The sequence below is a fragment of the Caproiciproducens sp. genome (genome assembly GCF_053840905.1).
On sequence record NZ_JBNLXQ010000005.1, the window covers coordinates 30,994 to 46,552 of the forward strand.

At 41.3% G+C, this 15,559-nt stretch carries 13 protein-coding genes; 12 read left to right on the forward strand and 1 reads right to left on the reverse strand.

All coding sequences use genetic code 11. The features are described from left to right. Positions 1 to 75 precede the first annotated feature (75 nt). From ACQGQ5_RS06200 to ACQGQ5_RS06235, 8 genes are all read left to right on the forward strand, one after another. Positions 76 to 324 carry a hypothetical protein gene (locus tag ACQGQ5_RS06200; RefSeq protein WP_455735689.1) on the forward strand — a complete coding sequence of 83 codons (249 nt, stop codon included), beginning with the start codon at positions 76 to 78 and terminating at the stop codon, positions 322 to 324. 144 nt (positions 325 to 468) lie between these two features. Continuing rightward, positions 469 to 771 (forward strand): hypothetical protein, encoded by a 303-nt coding sequence (locus ACQGQ5_RS06205; protein ID WP_455735690.1) that lies wholly within the window; start codon positions 469 to 471, stop codon positions 769 to 771. 203 nt (positions 772 to 974) lie between these two features. Next, the gene (locus ACQGQ5_RS06210) at positions 975 to 1,427 is read left to right on the forward strand and encodes a hypothetical protein (RefSeq protein ID WP_455735691.1); all 453 of its coding nucleotides are present in this window, start codon (positions 975 to 977) and stop codon (positions 1,425 to 1,427) included. A gap of 362 nt (positions 1,428 to 1,789) precedes the next feature. Next, the gene (locus tag ACQGQ5_RS06215; RefSeq protein WP_455735692.1) at positions 1,790 to 3,049 is read left to right on the forward strand and encodes an AGE family epimerase/isomerase; all 1,260 of its coding nucleotides are present in this window, start codon (positions 1,790 to 1,792) and stop codon (positions 3,047 to 3,049) included. Between the two features lie 16 nt (positions 3,050 to 3,065). Further along, the gene (locus ACQGQ5_RS06220; protein ID WP_455735693.1) at positions 3,066 to 4,571 is read left to right on the forward strand and encodes a sugar ABC transporter ATP-binding protein; all 1,506 of its coding nucleotides are present in this window, start codon (positions 3,066 to 3,068) and stop codon (positions 4,569 to 4,571) included. Between the two features lie 25 nt (positions 4,572 to 4,596). Beyond that, positions 4,597 to 5,604, forward strand: coding sequence for an ABC transporter permease (locus ACQGQ5_RS06225; protein WP_455735694.1), 1,008 nt, complete (start codon positions 4,597 to 4,599; stop codon positions 5,602 to 5,604). Between the two features lie 48 nt (positions 5,605 to 5,652). Next, a complete protein-coding gene (locus ACQGQ5_RS06230; RefSeq protein WP_455735695.1) occupies positions 5,653 to 6,654 on the forward strand; it encodes a substrate-binding domain-containing protein in 1,002 nt (333 codons plus the stop codon). Between the two features lie 206 nt (positions 6,655 to 6,860). Further along, positions 6,861 to 7,865, forward strand: a complete 1,005-nt coding sequence (locus ACQGQ5_RS06235) for a LacI family DNA-binding transcriptional regulator (RefSeq protein ID WP_455735696.1) — start codon at positions 6,861 to 6,863, stop codon at positions 7,863 to 7,865. 642 nt (positions 7,866 to 8,507) lie between these two features. On the opposite strand, the gene ACQGQ5_RS06240 is transcribed toward ACQGQ5_RS06235, so the two are convergent. Continuing rightward, entirely contained in the window at positions 8,508 to 8,795 is a 288-nt protein-coding gene (locus tag ACQGQ5_RS06240) for a hypothetical protein (RefSeq protein WP_455735697.1), read from the reverse strand. A gap of 187 nt (positions 8,796 to 8,982) precedes the next feature. On the opposite strand from ACQGQ5_RS06240, the gene mobP3 reads away from it, so the two are divergent. The 4 genes from mobP3 to ACQGQ5_RS06260 all read left to right on the forward strand — a co-directional run bounded on the left by mobP3 (position 8,983) and on the right by ACQGQ5_RS06260 (position 15,557). Then, the gene (gene mobP3 / locus ACQGQ5_RS06245) at positions 8,983 to 12,195 is read left to right on the forward strand and encodes a MobP3 family relaxase (protein WP_455735698.1); all 3,213 of its coding nucleotides are present in this window, start codon (positions 8,983 to 8,985) and stop codon (positions 12,193 to 12,195) included. Next, positions 12,111 to 12,674 (forward strand): tetratricopeptide repeat protein, encoded by a 564-nt coding sequence (locus ACQGQ5_RS06250; protein ID WP_455735699.1) that lies wholly within the window; start codon positions 12,111 to 12,113, stop codon positions 12,672 to 12,674. The genes mobP3 and ACQGQ5_RS06250 overlap by 85 nt, the downstream gene beginning before the upstream one ends. Before the next feature lie 12 nt (positions 12,675 to 12,686). Next, entirely contained in the window at positions 12,687 to 13,454 is a 768-nt protein-coding gene (locus ACQGQ5_RS06255; RefSeq protein WP_455735700.1) for a DUF3991 domain-containing protein, read from the forward strand. A gap of 318 nt (positions 13,455 to 13,772) precedes the next feature. After that, positions 13,773 to 15,557 carry an AIPR family protein gene (locus ACQGQ5_RS06260; protein WP_455735701.1) on the forward strand — a complete coding sequence of 595 codons (1,785 nt, stop codon included), beginning with the start codon at positions 13,773 to 13,775 and terminating at the stop codon, positions 15,555 to 15,557. Positions 15,558 to 15,559 lie beyond the last annotated feature (2 nt).

Genomic DNA, 15,559 nt, shown 5'->3' on the forward strand with positions numbered 1-15,559 from the left:
TAAGTTGAATATCACAGATCAGGTAATTCTGAATGAAGCCGAAAGGAAATTCACAGCCCTGCGGCTACTTGATTAATGAGCAACAAGGATTTTATTGACAATTATAACAAAGGAAAGCCTGATAGAATATACACCCTTCCTAAAGGTAAAACACGCGATCTGGAACAAGATTTAGCTGATGCAAAAGAAGGTTTTGAGATCATCCATGATAGTGATTTTCAAAAATCAACTGCAGCAAAAAGGAGGGAGGCAAAGGCGATCAAAAAAGCGCATAAACAAAAAGTAAAGCAAGAGCCGCAAGGTGAACAGCTAAAGTTATTCTAAGACTTAGGCCATCGGATAATGAAAATCCGGTGGCCTTTTTGTATCCAGCAGGGATATAAAATATGTTATTTTTTCTCTGCTTTAGGCGCTCCCGGCCGGCTGGCCAAACATATTTTTCATTAAGAAAGACGAGGTAATTTCATTATGAAGACAATCACCGTAAAGCTCAAAATCGACCCGCACAGATTCGCCGCCGCGCAGCAGTTCATGGATGAAAAGGGTCTGGATCTAAGTGCAGAATTGAGCAATTCAGTAGAGAATTTTTACAAAAGATATGTACCGTCTGCGATTCGGAAGTACATCGAAAAGACGGCTGTCGTCTCCCGCGATTGCGCGGTAAAATCCTCTCCTTTTGTCCCCGGAGGGCCGTCGGAATCTGGTTCATTGGAACCGGATTCCGACACAGATGGTTCTGATTTAGGCTCTGGCGGTTCCTACGGCGGCTAAATTGCCGTTTTTTTGCATTCTCCCCAGGGGATTTCAGTGCAAGGAAAACTGTCGGAGCAACTTTGCAGGATAAAGCATTGTAATCAAAGATTACAATGCTTGACGCAACGCCCAGCGGTGCTGGGCGTAGAACGATTTTTCCGTTGTAATCAAAAAATTTAAACTGATTACAAGCATTTTAACTTTTAGGAGGGATTTAATTAATGGATAGTGTTGTGAATTCTCAAAGACTTGCAGATAACAGCATAGATGCTTCTGAAAAGCTTAGAACATTAATTTATTTAAAAAAGGAAAGCTATTTAAAAATTGATAGCATGATAAAGCTGCCAGGTACAAATCTATCGAGAAATGATGTGATCGAAAAAGCAATAGACTTTTATTTTGCTTACACGACTTCACAAATCAGTCAGGATTATTTGTGTGGAGTTTTTGGCGCAAAGATGGAAGGGCTTGTTGGTAATCTTGCTACCAGAATTTCAAAAAGCAATTTCCGAAATGCTGTTGAGAGCGACATGTTCACGCGTATGCTGGCGACTGTTTTTGAAATTGATCGAAATAAGTATGATAAACTTCGTGCGAAAGCGATTCAGGATGTTAAGAGAACAAACGGTTCAATAGATATTCTGGAGGCCAACAATGAAATGGAGGAAGATTAATTGGTATATATACTAAAGGAAAGTTGATCTGCCAAAGTTAAAATAAACAGAGAATCTAACCGACGGCGAGTGTGTATTTTATGAAAAATCATCCAATTAAGCATGGCATCAGCGCAAATTGTCCATAGCGTTAAGCATTATAGCAAATTGTAAATTGATATTTTAAAACGATTTATATTTATAATTGCAGTCTATAAATTTGAAATAATAAATTTTTAAAAACTTATATCAATAATAAATAGTGATAATGTATAAAAATTGTTAATATAATAAGGCTATATTGTCAATTGAAAATAAATAATTTGAATGATAAACTATAAACCAATAAAAACAAATTAAAACGTTTTAAAGGAGCCGTAAACATGAAACGGAAACTGAATGAATGTCTAATCGAAATTACTGATAACTTGGAAAATGGAATTATACCGTTTTGGCTGAAAAATGGTATTGATAAGCAATATGGAGGTTACCTTACAAATTTTGATGAAAATGGTAATCCTACAAAAGATACTGATAAATATATTGTTACTCAGACAAGAATGATATGGGGCTTCTCAGCTATGTACCGAGAATATAAGAAAGAGGAATTTTTGCAGGCTGCAAAACAAGGTGTACTTTTTTTTATTAACCATTTTTGGGATGAAGAGTTTGGTGGCTGGTGTTGGAAAACAAATCGCAAAGGCAGTGTGCTTGACAGTGGCAAAGTCGTTTACGGACAAACCTTTGCTATATATGCACTGAGTGAGTATACACTGGTGACAGGTGATCAACTTGGCTTACAGTATGCGAGTAAAACTTTTGATCTGCTCCAAAAATATTGTACAGATACGGAAGATGGCGGTTATTATGAAAATCTTGAAAGGGATTGGACGCTGTCACCTGCGGGATTTGCTGCCGGTGATTTGAAATCTCTCGATATACATATGCATACAATGGAGGCTTATACGACCCTTTATGAATGCTCACAGCAGGAAATACATAAGAGAAAACTGGAAGAAATTATAAATCTTCTTCTTAAGCGGATGATTAATAGTGAGATTGGTTACGGCTATAATCAATTTGATATTTATTTTAACCGAAAGCCGGCAAGCAACATTCGCAGGACCTGGAATGCAGAAAGAGAAACGGGGGAAGTAATAGAAAAGCCGACTGATACGACTTCTTATGGACATAACATTGAGTTTGTCTGGTTGATAAACCGTGCTTGCGAGATTTTGAAGCAACCATATCATAAATATGATGAACTCAGTAGGAAAATTGCAAATCATACGTTGAAATACGGCTTTGACCATGAACTGGGCGGCGTGTTCCGTGATGGACCCCATGAAGGTGCACCGCTTGTCAGAGATAAGGAATGGTGGCAGAACTGCGAAGTGCTGATTGGTTTCCTTGATGTTTATGAACGGCTGGGCGATGAAAAATATGGTGAAGCATTTATTAAAACATGGGAATTCGATAAAACCTATATGATAAATGAGGAAATTGGAGAATGGAGGCAACTTTTAACGCATGATGGCAAGCCGCTGATTTCAAATATTGGCAACCCGTGGAAAGCAATCTATCACACAGGCCGGGCTATGCTTGAGTGTAAGAAAAGATTGGAAAGAATTTTAGGTAATTAAGGAGGAAGATAACCGAATGCAGGAATATATAGTTGAGATGGAACATATTACCAAGATCTTTCCAGGAGTAAAGGCTTTGGATGATGTATCGTTCAATCTTAAAGCTGGAGAGGTTATGGCTCTTCTGGGTGAAAATGGTGCCGGTAAATCAACATTAATGAAAATATTGAGCGGAGTTTACTCCCGTAATAACGGTGATATAAGTATCTTTGGACAGAATATTGGAGAATTGAATCCTAAAATAGCGCAATCACTCGGCATCGCAATTATTCATCAGGAATTGAACATGTGCCAGCATCTTAGTATTGCGGAAAATATCTTTCTTGGAAGAGAAAAGAAAAAGAACGGTATTGTATCTTTCCAGCAGATGAATTTGGAATCCAAGAAAATTCTGGATCGGTTAAACATCAATCTTGATCCGGAAACTATCGTAGGAGATTTACCTGTTTCCAAACAGCAAATGGTAGAGATTGCCAAAGCCCTTTCCACCAACGCAAAAGTTCTCATAATGGATGAACCTACTTCTGCGCTGACCTCAAAAGAAATTGGAGACCTTTTTGTCATTATCAAGAAATTAAAAAACGAAGGTCATAGCATCGTCTATATTTCTCATCGCTTGGAAGAGCTGCAATATATAGTTGATCGGGTTACGATAATGCGCGACGGCAAATACATAACAAACGGAAATTTCAGCGATTTTTCTATGGATGAAATTATTTCCAATATGGTTGGTCATGAAATTAAAGAGAAATTTCCAAGGATGACCTGTGAAAGAAAAAACAAAATTTTAGAAGTAAAGCACCTGAATGCAGGGAAAATGGTTCGTGACGTTAGCTTTGATGTTTACGCGGGTGAAATTGTTGGAATGGCTGGGTTAATGGGCGCTGGACGTACTGAAACAACCAGAGCTGTCTTTGGAATTGACCCAAGAGAATCAGGAGAATTTTTACTGGATGGGCAAAACGTAAAAATCCGTAATCCGAAAGATGCAATAAAGCTAGGGATTGTTTTGGCACCTGAAGACCGTAAAAAGGATGGACTTTGTACACGATTAAGTGTGCGGGAAAATATTGCAATGCCAAACCTTGATATGCTATGTAACAAGTTTGGTATGGTAAACCAAAGAAAAGAGCAGCAAATGACTGAAGAAATGACGGAAAATCTGGCAATAAAACTGGCAAATTCCGAAGTTGATGCAGGAAGCTTATCCGGAGGAAACCAACAAAAGGTTGTTATTGCGAAATGGCTTGCGCGGAATTCACGTGTTGTAATTTTTGACGAACCTACGAGAGGAATTGACGTTGCCGCAAAAGTGGAAATTTATAACTTAATGAACCAGCTGAAACGAAAGGGAATCGGTGTCCTTTTTGTTTCCTCTGAAATGCCGGAAGTCATGGGCATCAGCGACAGAATTCTTGTTATGTGCGACGGAAAGATAACTGGAGAACTTCGTTCAGATGAAGCAACGCAAGATCAAATATTGGCTTATGCCACGATGTTTGATAAGAAGATCGGTTATTGATCTTGAAGTTTAAGGAGATTACAAAATGAAAAAAAAGTTGGAAGTCATGGGATTGAAAAAGGCATTTACCGCCAGAGGGGTTGGACAGGTAGTAACTGTAACATTTGGCTTGATTGTATTATGTGGGGTATTTGGAGTAATTAACCCTCAATTTTTCTCAGGGAAAAATGTAGGCAATCTGTTACGGCAGATTGCACCTATTCTTTTAATTGGCATTGGTCAGGCTTATGTTCTTATAACCGGCAATATTGATTTATCACTGGGCTCCGTTGTCGGAATGAGCTGTATGTTTGCCGCAACAATGATGACTCATGGGATCAATTCGTGGGCCAGTGTAGGTCTTACTCTGCTGGCCTGTCTGCTAATTGGACTGCTGAATGGACTTTTGGTTTCGCAGTGCAAGTTACCGCCGTTTATAGCAACCTTAGGAACAATGTCCATAGCCAGAGGCTTGGCACAAATTGTAAACGGCAATTATAACACGGATTCTATTGGAAGTAATGCCCAGCCATTCCGGGATTTTTTTTACTACGGCAAGATTTTTAATATATACAATGCAATATGGATTGCACTGCTTATTTGGATAATTTTCAATTTTGTTCTCGGGAAAACAGCTACCGGTAGGCATATTTACGCAGTAGGCAGCAATATTGAAGCTGCGAAGCTGTCAGGGATAAGCGTACTGAAAACGACGACTTTTGCATACATAGTTAGCGCGCTTTGCGCAGGAATTGTTGGCTTAATGACATGTGCTACCAGCGGTATGGGTTCCATGGATGCGGGTACTTCGTATGAAATGTATGCGGTTGCCGCTGCTGTTATCGGTGGGATCAGTACATTGGGCGGACAGGGCCTTTTGGTCGGCACAATCGTAGGTTCGTCAATCTGGAGCGTTCTGCAGAATGGGTTACAGTTCGCAGGTGCTCCGGTTGCAATCCGCAATATCGTAATTGGACTGATCGTCATCGTTTCCGTATTGCTTGATGTGATCGTAAGATCTGGAAAAATAGGTAAAAAGAAATCAGTTAATTAGTTAAAGCGAAAGCTTTGACCTAATTATAAAAATCAAGGAGGTTTTAAAATGAAGAGGAAAGTATTGGCAGTTTTGTTATCAATCGGGATAATCGGCAGTTCGTTAGCAGCATGCAGCCCTTCGGCCTCATCTTCATCCGCGTCTTCAGCGGCGGGTGAATCCGGAGGACAGTCGTCAGGCTCTGCAACGAACAATGCTTCCAGCGGCAAGAAAAAAATTGTTCTTATTACAATTGATTCTATGGATCAGCATTGGGTAAACATGGATAAGGGCTGCAAAAAGGCCGCGCAGGAACTAGGAAACATAGATTATAGCTGGCTTGCTCCGGATGTAAAGGATGATCAGAAACAGATTGAATGCGTTAACAATGCGGTTGCTAGCGGAGCAAATGCAATACTCATAGCCGCTAATGGCCCGGATGCAGTGACGTCTGCTCTGAAAGAAGCCGATACGGCTGGAGTTAAGATCGTGCAGGTGGATTCTTTTGCAAACTATCCTTGTGTTCAGAAACTGGGCACCAATAATGTGGAAGCAGGAAAAATTGCCGGCGAGCAGGTTTTGAAAGTACTAAAGGAAAAGGGAATTTCAAAAGGAAATATTGGCGTTGTTAGTGTTAACGCAGCGACCACATCTACTGTTAATCGTGAGGAAGGTTTCCGGTCTGCATTCGAAGGAACGGATTTTAAAATTCTTGCTACTCAATATGGCGAAGGTGATGCTGCGAAATCCAAAGATATTGCAGCAAACTTTATCACGCAGGGAGTGGTTGCGTTGTTCGGGGCCAATGAAGGTTCCACAGTTGGTGTTGGCAATGCAAACAAGGAAAGCGGAGACTCTGTAGTGGCAGCCGGTATGGACAAGTCAAATGCTGTTATCGGCCTTATTAAAGATGGATCATTGATTTGCACCATGGCACAAAATCCGGACAAAATGGGTTACCAAGGTATTCAGGCAGCTATGAAAGCCATGAATGGCGAAAAGGTTACCCCTGACTATATCGATACCGGTGTTTCCATTCTTGACAAAACAGCGGCGGAAAAATTAGGCTGATTTCTTATTGTGATATAATTTGGATAGTAGGGTTGGCTAAACGAGCCAACCCTACTTGCAGCTAATCCTTATTTTCTATTCAGCAATTACAGGTCGTTTCATCTGTTTTACAATTCTTAAAAATAATATATAACCCGGCATTGATAATGTAATAATTATCCAATATAATAATAGTAAAATAATTTAAAAATGAAGTAGGTTGGGATATGAAAAGTAATATAACGATAAAGGATGTGGCAATGTATGCCAATGTTTCACCTGCCACCGTATCCCTTGTCATAAATAACAGATCCGGAGTTAGTGCGGAAACAAAAAATAAAGTGCTTTTTGCAATAAAAAAATTAAATTACAAACCCAATCAGGCGGCAAGAAATCTTATTATGCAAAGGCCTTCTGCGATCGGACTGGTTGTAACAAACATTGAAAATCCATTTTACAGTGAATTGATCCATTATGTGCAGGAGGAAGTCGATAATACGGATTATTCCCTGTTGCTGGGAATATCGAACGACAGCGTAAAAAAAGAGATAAAAGCAATTGAGGATATGGTTACCAGAGATGTAGGGGGGCTTATTATTGTTCCATCCCGAGATGGAGAAGACAATCTGCATCATCTTTATGCTTTGAAAGAACTTCAGATTCCGTTTGTTTTTATTACCAGTGCCTACAATGGAATTCAATCTGACTGCATTATGTCTGACTTGGAAAAAGGTATGTATGATGCTACAATGTATCTTCTGCGAAAAAATAAGAGAAAAATATATTTTATAACAGAAAAACGTCTTCTGCGTTTATCAGAAGACAGAATATGCGGATATATCCGTGCATATAAAGAATGTGACTTAAAGTATAATGATGAATACATTATCGAAACAAATCCTACTGTAGAAAGTGGTATCAAGATAACTCAAAAGATATTGGAACATGATACACCCGATGCAATTATCACCGTAAATGCGCTTTTATCTCTAGGTGTTATGAAGTGTATAAAAGATAAAGAATTAAGCGTACCAGAAAATATATCAGTAATTTGTTTTGATGAACTGTCATATTCATCACTTTTATATACACCTATCACAACAGTAAAGCAGCCGTTGTACGAAATCTGCCACGAAGCGGTTTCTTTGCTCTGCAGCCGCATTGATGGGAATGATGAGCCTTATAAAGTACAATATTATCCCACAGAAATGATTATTCGTCATTCTTCTTAACAACTTGAGTTTAATGAAACAGGATAACGTTTATGCGTTTGAAGCTGTGCGATCTCTACCAACTGGTTCCAAGGAATATGCTTGATATTGAGGAAATCGAACTATCTTCATTGAGAAGTCAGCGTTAAGATACTCGTAGAGTATCTGCAAGACTTTAATATAGAATTACTAACCTGATTCATCGACAGAAAAAGTAATCATTGCAGTATTGACTGAAAATTTACTGCCGATGGTGCTCCAATCAAACTTGAAAGGCTTTATCCTGTTATAAATCAAAACTAAATGTTACATAATACTAAGATTTCAAAACGCTCCTATCAACTGAACCGACCCCTGTTAATCAGACACGGAAAAAGCATCCGAATCGTAGGATAGGTTTCATTTACTCGTGCTGGCACCGCATTTGATACGGTGTCAGCATATTTTCTTACTCGCCGATATCCATACGTTTTGTCACTCTTCTTCTGGCATTCCCGAATGACCGCGGCAAGCGCCTGATCTTGTTGTTCTCGCTGCCTCCTTTTCAGCAAGGCCTTTATCCAACTGTAATAACCGCTGCGGGATACTTTAAAATACTCGCAAAGTTCTTTGACAGCCAATTCTTCTGCATATTTTTGTATCAGGCATATTTTGAGATTGGCTTCACTTCCTTCCAGTAAGCTGTGCATAATTTTCCAGCATTTCAATTCGCTTTTCTAGACTGTGTATCCGGTAATCCTTTCGGCCCATTACATATTTTTGCGCTGCAATCATTTGGTTTTTGTCCTGCTCAGTGAGTATATGATTTTTCGGCGGTCTTCCTTTCAGGCGTGGAACAATTCCCATTGCAGTTTTACGTTCGTGAATGTACTTCCGCGTAAAATACCATTTTATTTGCTTCTTTGTGACTCCTAATTTTTCTGCGATTTCTTTCTTTGTTTTTCCTTGCATATGCAATCTTCTATTAACTTTGAGTATTGTTTTAATTTCGTATATTTCCTTGTCATATAAAACAGCCTCCTGTCGTATTTTATCCTACGACAAGAGGCTGTTTCTTGCAATGTCCATTTTTCGGGGTTCTGTTCACACAACACAGGGGCGTTTTTATCTCAAATTCAAATCATTGGAGGCGCTACGAATGCCCGGAGCAAGAATCGTCTTAAACTCCCGCTACTTTCACATTGCCCGAGCCGGCGAGAAAGCGGACGGAAAACATACCATGACGAGGGATGCCGCCATGGGCCTTGCCAATTATGTTGGAACTCGGGAGAGTGTGGAACTGAATGTAAATCAGACATCTATCAACGGAGAAGAAATTACCGCCTTAAACCTTGATCCGCTGAAGCTCAGTGCCGAGGTTGCCGCACGGCCTGCGACCGGCAAGCAAATGAAAACCATTGCGGATCTCTTATGGGAAATACCAGAAGCAAAAAAGGGTCTGGAATATCAGGACTTCAAAGCTAACCCAACGATCGGGAACGCGTCGGAACTTATTTCATACGCTGCGGAAATGGGTTTGGGGTTTGCCGTTGATCTTGGAAAAGCAAAAAATCTGATTGAATATGTCGGGAAGCGTCCCGGAGTTGACCGTGTTGGAGAACACGGTCTTTTTTCTTCTGAGCAAAATGTGGATATCCGGAAAGCTCAGGAGGAAATCGCAAGCTGCAAAGGGAACATCTGGACGCACGTTATCTCCCTTCGGCGTGAGGATGCCGACGCGCTGGGGTATGACCATCAAAAGCCCTGGCGCGACCTGGTGCTGCAGAAAGTTGATGTCATTGCAAAAGCGTCAAACATCCCCGTGTCCGATCTTCACTGGTATGCGGGAATGCATAACACAACCCATCATCCTCACATCCACCTTTTTATATTTACCGATGACCCAAAAGTCGGCCACTTGAACGTGTCCGGTATCAACGAAATGAAAGCCGCTTTTTCAGAGGTGATTTTTGCCGATGAAAGGCGGCATATTTATGAGCATAAGACGGAGATTCGGGACAGCTTGAAACAAAAGATCGACGATATTTTATCGGATATCCGGAACGGCTCCTCCGATCAGCTGAACAGGAAGCAAATAGACTCTCTTTCTGAAAAGCTTCTCCATTTGGGTGATCAGCTGAAGGACAGGCCCGGAAAGACGCAGTACGGCTGGATCAAAGACAATGATATCCGGAGGGAAGTAAAAGACATCATGTCCGGCCTTGCGGAAGCTCCGGCCATCCGGCAGCTTTATGGACTCTATTGTGAAGATCACAAGGACCTGCAGAGGATGTACCGGAACGACCCGAAAGATATCGGCCCGATCATTGAGAACCGCGAGTTTAACAGCATTAAGAATAAGATTATCCGTGCCGCGATTGCATTCAGTAAAAACGCTCCTGAACTTGACGGAACTTTGATTACCATAACAGCTCCGAACGATCTGCAGGTAGCCGGGGAGAAACCGCAAAGCTCCATGGCGGGTGCCGAAGATTCCTTTTCCGACGAAGCATCCCTTTTCCTATCTGCTCCGGATGAGCGGTTCGACTGGATGCCACCCCGGGACGAAGAAAATCCTTTTGAACCGGATTCCGCATCCGCTGTCAGTGTTTCCGATGCCGGCAATGACAGAGATTGGGAAAGAAGAAAGCCCTCTAAAAATAAGGTTGTGGGCAGCTTTGAAGAGTGTTTCGGTAAAGCAATGAATGGGGATGTAAAGGCCAAATATGAGCTTGCAAAGAAATACTTTTATGGGAACGGCGTGGAGAGGGATTATGAGCAGGCGCAAATGTGGTATGGCCTTGCAACTGCGGCCGGACATTCCTTTGCGAAATACGAGCTGGGAAAAATGTACCTCTATGGCATCGGTATTGAAAAGAATCAGGAATTAGGCACGGAATACTGTCTGGACGCCTACTGGGATTTCCGGGGCTCAATTGAAAAGAGCTACGGCTTTGATGTGGGCCGTTCCGTCGACGATGGAACGGCAGAACAGGCAGGATTCTCAGGAAGGAAAGACACCGCTTTTCTAATGTACACTTTGGGGAGGATGGAATACGCTGGCGAAGGGCTTCCCCGGGATTACGGGAAAGCATATCAATGGTTTCGGCTTTCCGCTGACGGAGGACATATCAATTCTAATTACCGTTTGGGAAAGATGTTTTACGCGGGAGAAGGTGTCCAGCAGGATTATGCGGTTGCTGAGTCCTATTACAAGGAGGCAGCGAACGGCAAGGACAAATATGCTTACTATGCGCTGGGGAAAATGTTTGATACCGGTATCGGAGCCGAACAGAATTACAAAGTGGCGGCTGAGTGGTACACAAAGGCTTCCATGGAGGATGTCTCCTATGCCGATTACAGGCTCGCTCAGATGTATAGCAGCGGGCAGGGCGTCGAAAAGGATGACGAGCTGGCCGGAGCATTATATCAAAAGGCCCTAAATGAGTTTATCGAGCAGGGCAGGCAGCAGCCGGACGCCGACACCGAATTCCGGGTTGCCAACATGTACCTGAAGGGGTTGGGTATGGAATCAAACCCGGAGGAAGGCTTAAAGTGGCTGGAACTCTGCTGTGAAAAGAAAAACGCCTGGGCGCAATATCAGTTGGCTGGCATGTACCAGAATGGAGACGGCGTTCCACAGGACGAAATAAAAGCTCAAAAATTGTACAATGAAGCGCTGACCGGATTTTTAGAACAGGAAAAAGAAACACCTGCAGCTTATGTTGAATATGAAATTGCCAGCATGTACAAGCACGGCAATGGAACGGAGCAGGATAATGACGTAGCTTTTCAATGGTACGTTGATGCCGCAGAAAAGGGACATCCTCACGCGGCCTACTGTACCGCCCGTGCCTGCTATGAGGGAGCTGGCACGGAGCAGAGTTATCCGGACGCTGTAAAGTGGTATCAAAAAGCCGCCAAAGGCGGGGATGCCTATGCGATGTATGCGCTGGGGAAAATGTTCCGGGACGGCATCGGGGTGGAATTGAATAATGAAAAGGCTTATCAATACTTTTTAGCGGCGGCAAAGCTGGGGCATGAATTCGCTCAGTTTGCAGCCGCCAAAGCTTTGCTGTCCGGTATCGGCGTGGAAAAGAACGTACAGGGTGCTGTTGGTTGGTTCCGAAAATGCGCAGAGAAAGGGAACCCTTTTGCAGCATATCAGCTGGGCTTGCTTTTATCAGCGGGAAAGGAAATTCCTAAAGATGATTCACTGGCACAGAAATTCTACTCTATAGCAATTTCCGGATTTATTTCTCTCGATCATAAGAAGCCGGATCAGGCATGGAACGCAAAATTGCACAGATGTTTTACTCCGGCAACGGCACGGCTCAGAGTTATGCCGCTGCAGCGCAATGGTTTTCCATGAGCGCCGTGAAAGGCGATCCTTATTCCCAGTTTCAACTCGCACGCATGATACAGAAAGGGGAAGGTATTCCTGTTGATGCACTCAAAGCGCAGCTAATCTATGCGGCCGCTCTCGCCAGATTTCAAAAAGTCCTGCAGGGAAACCCTGACGCGGATCTGCTGTATAAAGTCGGGATGATGTATGAAGCCGGTCTGGGAACAAAACGCGATCTCTCCACCGCCAAACAGTATTACGCGGAAGCGGCGGCCGAGGGCAATGTTCACGCGCAGCTCCGTCTGAATCAGATTCAGGCTTATCAAAATCAAGCGGCCGTCAGTGCGGTTATGGGGCTGTTTAACGCCTTTGCGTACAGCCTGGGTGATAACATCAAGGACAGCACGACACGCAAGTACCGGCATGATCGTAAACTGATGCAAAAACAAAAGGCACTCAAAGAAGTTCATGGTCATCAATACGACGATCAGGAAGAAATGATGTAAGGGGGAATTCACTTGTCAAAATTCATACCGTTTACGGAAGAGGAAATCTATCAGGCCGCGCATACGGAAATCAAGAGCATTCTGGACGCGAAGGGGGAAAAATATGAGCGGAGCGGTACAGAATGGCTGTGGGAAGCTAACCACAGCGTCAAGTTTCGCGGACATGTTTTTTATGACCATAACACCGGCGACAAAGGAACCACGATTGATTTCCTCTGCACCTTTTTTAACATGCGGTTTCAGGATGCCATCTGTACGCTGAACTGCAGGGATTACAACGGGATTGAATTTGAGAGATCCACGCTGAAAAAGGACAGAAAACGGCGCCCGTTCGCGCTGCCGGGCAAGAGCCGCAATATGAAGCGTGTTTATGCTTACCTGATGCAGGAACGCCGCATTGATTCCGAAGTAATTTCCTTCTTTGTACATAACAGGAGCCTCTATGAGAGCGCCAACACACATAACGCCGTCTTTGTCGGGTACGATTCCACCGGCAAGGCCAAGGCGGCTTTTCAAAAAGGAACACTTACCGAGAAGCCATACCGTGGTGATGTTGATGGATCGGATAAAGAATATTTCTTTAATTATCACGGCGGGTCAGAGAGACTCTATGTCTTTGAAGCGCCCATAGACATGCTGTCCTTTATCTCCCTTCACAAGGAAAAAGGATGGCCGAAACATAACTACCTTGCATTGGGCTGTACAGATCTCCCTGCCCTGCTCCGCTTCCTATCAGAGTATCCAAGCATCCATCAAAGTAGTTTTGTGCCTGGACAATGACCACGCCGGTATCAAAGCCGACGCAATCATTCAGGAAACGCTGCAAAGGCTTTCCAAGGAGATGTATGTGGAAGATCTGTCCGAAGAAATGCGGGAGCAGCTGCGGAGGCCTTATGAGGTGAGTATTTTGAAGTCAGTCAAAAAAGATTGGAATGATGATTTGAAATATGGGTAATAAATATGATCTTTTATTCATAATTTGGTAAAATTTAGTTGAATTAGACGAAGAATAAAAGTATAATGGAGAATAAAGATTATGATGGATTGATAATCTGATTTGGTTTGATAAAGATACAATATGAAGATGGAGGAGTTATTATGGCGTTAAACAAAATACTTTCTGGAATGGTAGAAGAATTTAAAGCAAAAAACTCATTTGATTTAAAAGAAAGTAAAGCATATGAATATCTTGTAAACTATACTCTTATATCTAAATTGCATCCCGAGGCGTTTGTAGATCCACGATTTCTTGAAGTGGTTGACGTTGACGATAGATCAACATTTGGGCTAGATGGTATCGCTTTTATAGTTAATGATAATCTAGTGTTGAGCAAAGATGATATATCATTATATGCTAAGTCAAAGAATCTAGATGTGAAGATTTTATTTATTCAAACCAAAATTGAAACCGGATATGATACGGGAGATATTTCCAAAACAATAAATGCGGCCAAGAGTTTTTTAGGTACTAGAATTCTCTTGCCAAAGGACAATAATTCTATCCAAAACGCTTACGAAATATACGAGGAATTGTTCAAGTATGGTAATTCGAAATATTTAAATTCCCATAGCCCTGAATGTATTATCTATTATGTCACAGCAGGAAAACCTTGTGTAGATTCTTTAGTTAATTCTTTATGTACTTCGGAGCAAGATACATTTACCAGACTTTTTCCTGATATAAAAAGCGTTCATATTCATACTATTGATGCTGACAATATTATAAGTTCTTATAAAGAGCTCGAAAATCGGATTGAAGTAATTATAAATTTCAAAAACAGTATTTCATTTGATAAGATCGATCAAGTGGACCAAGCATATTTAGGATATATGTCTGCAAACGAATATCTGAATATTATAACTGATAGCCAAGGGGATTTAAGAAAGAGGTTGTTTTACGAAAATGTAAGAGATTATCAAGGCTTCGATAATCCAGTAAATTCAGAAATCCGTAGCACCATATTGGACTCTAAAATGCAAGACAAATTTGTGTTACTTAATAATGGTATAACTATTGTTACGAAACATTTTAAATCCTTAGGTGCTAATCAATATGAGATGTCTGATTTTAACATTGTGAATGGTTGCCAAACCAGTTATGAAATATATGCTTCTAAGGATAAAATCCGAAATGTTGTATTGCCTCTTAAAATAATACACACTACAGATCCTGATATTATTTCTAAAATTGTGAAGGCAACAAACAGACAAACCCCAGTTCCTGATGAGGCTTTTATTGCGCTTGATACATATCATAAGCGGTTGCAAGAGGTGTTTGGATTATACAGCAAAGAACTCCCTGTAAAAGTTTTTTATGAAAGACGGTCAGGAGAGTTCGACTTAATAGAAATGCCTATAAATAACTATCAGATTATTAACTTGCATGGTCTTATCCGTGCTGTAACATGCACATATTTTCAAGCGGCTTACATGGTATACAACAATAATCCTGCCAACATCTTACGTAACAGATCTCACATGCTATTTCAGCAAGATCATAAGCCTGAGATATATTACATCTCTAACTACCTATTGGCATTATTTATCAAAATGGATAATGAACGGAGATTTGGCCGGGCCTCATATAAGTATAGATTTTACATTCCAATGATTGTTAAGGTATTACTTAGTCAAGATATACAAATACCCAATTTAAACTCAAATAAGATCGAGAAAGATGCAGCAAAAATAATTGATATATTAAAAGGAGACCCCAAAGTTATTGAGTCAAATTATTTTATAGCGATGAAATTACTTCAAGACACTATTTCGCAATATCAAAAACAATATCCACATGTTTATATCGATAATATTTTACGTGACCCACGTTTGAACAGGATGATTCTCGCTAATGCGGAGAAGTATATTAAGACTTCCATCTAAAT

Coding starts and splice junctions, on each gene's coding strand:
- mobP3 (WP_455735698.1), top strand. CDS start 8,983: ATGCCCGGAGCAAGAATCGTCTTAAACTCCCGCTACTTTCACATTGCC.
- ACQGQ5_RS06235 (WP_455735696.1), top strand. CDS start 6,861: ATGAAAAGTAATATAACGATAAAGGATGTGGCAATGTATGCCAATGTT.
- ACQGQ5_RS06225 (WP_455735694.1), top strand. CDS start 4,597: ATGAAAAAAAAGTTGGAAGTCATGGGATTGAAAAAGGCATTTACCGCC.
- ACQGQ5_RS06220 (WP_455735693.1), top strand. CDS start 3,066: ATGCAGGAATATATAGTTGAGATGGAACATATTACCAAGATCTTTCCA.
- ACQGQ5_RS06215 (WP_455735692.1), top strand. CDS start 1,790: ATGAAACGGAAACTGAATGAATGTCTAATCGAAATTACTGATAACTTG.
- ACQGQ5_RS06230 (WP_455735695.1), top strand. CDS start 5,653: ATGAAGAGGAAAGTATTGGCAGTTTTGTTATCAATCGGGATAATCGGC.
- ACQGQ5_RS06250 (WP_455735699.1), top strand. CDS start 12,111: ATGGAACGCAAAATTGCACAGATGTTTTACTCCGGCAACGGCACGGCT.
- ACQGQ5_RS06205 (WP_455735690.1), top strand. CDS start 469: ATGAAGACAATCACCGTAAAGCTCAAAATCGACCCGCACAGATTCGCC.
- ACQGQ5_RS06210 (WP_455735691.1), top strand. CDS start 975: ATGGATAGTGTTGTGAATTCTCAAAGACTTGCAGATAACAGCATAGAT.
- ACQGQ5_RS06200 (WP_455735689.1), top strand. CDS start 76: ATGAGCAACAAGGATTTTATTGACAATTATAACAAAGGAAAGCCTGAT.
- ACQGQ5_RS06240 (WP_455735697.1), bottom strand. CDS start 8,795: ATGCAAGGAAAAACAAAGAAAGAAATCGCAGAAAAATTAGGAGTCACA.
- ACQGQ5_RS06260 (WP_455735701.1), top strand. CDS start 13,773: ATGGCGTTAAACAAAATACTTTCTGGAATGGTAGAAGAATTTAAAGCA.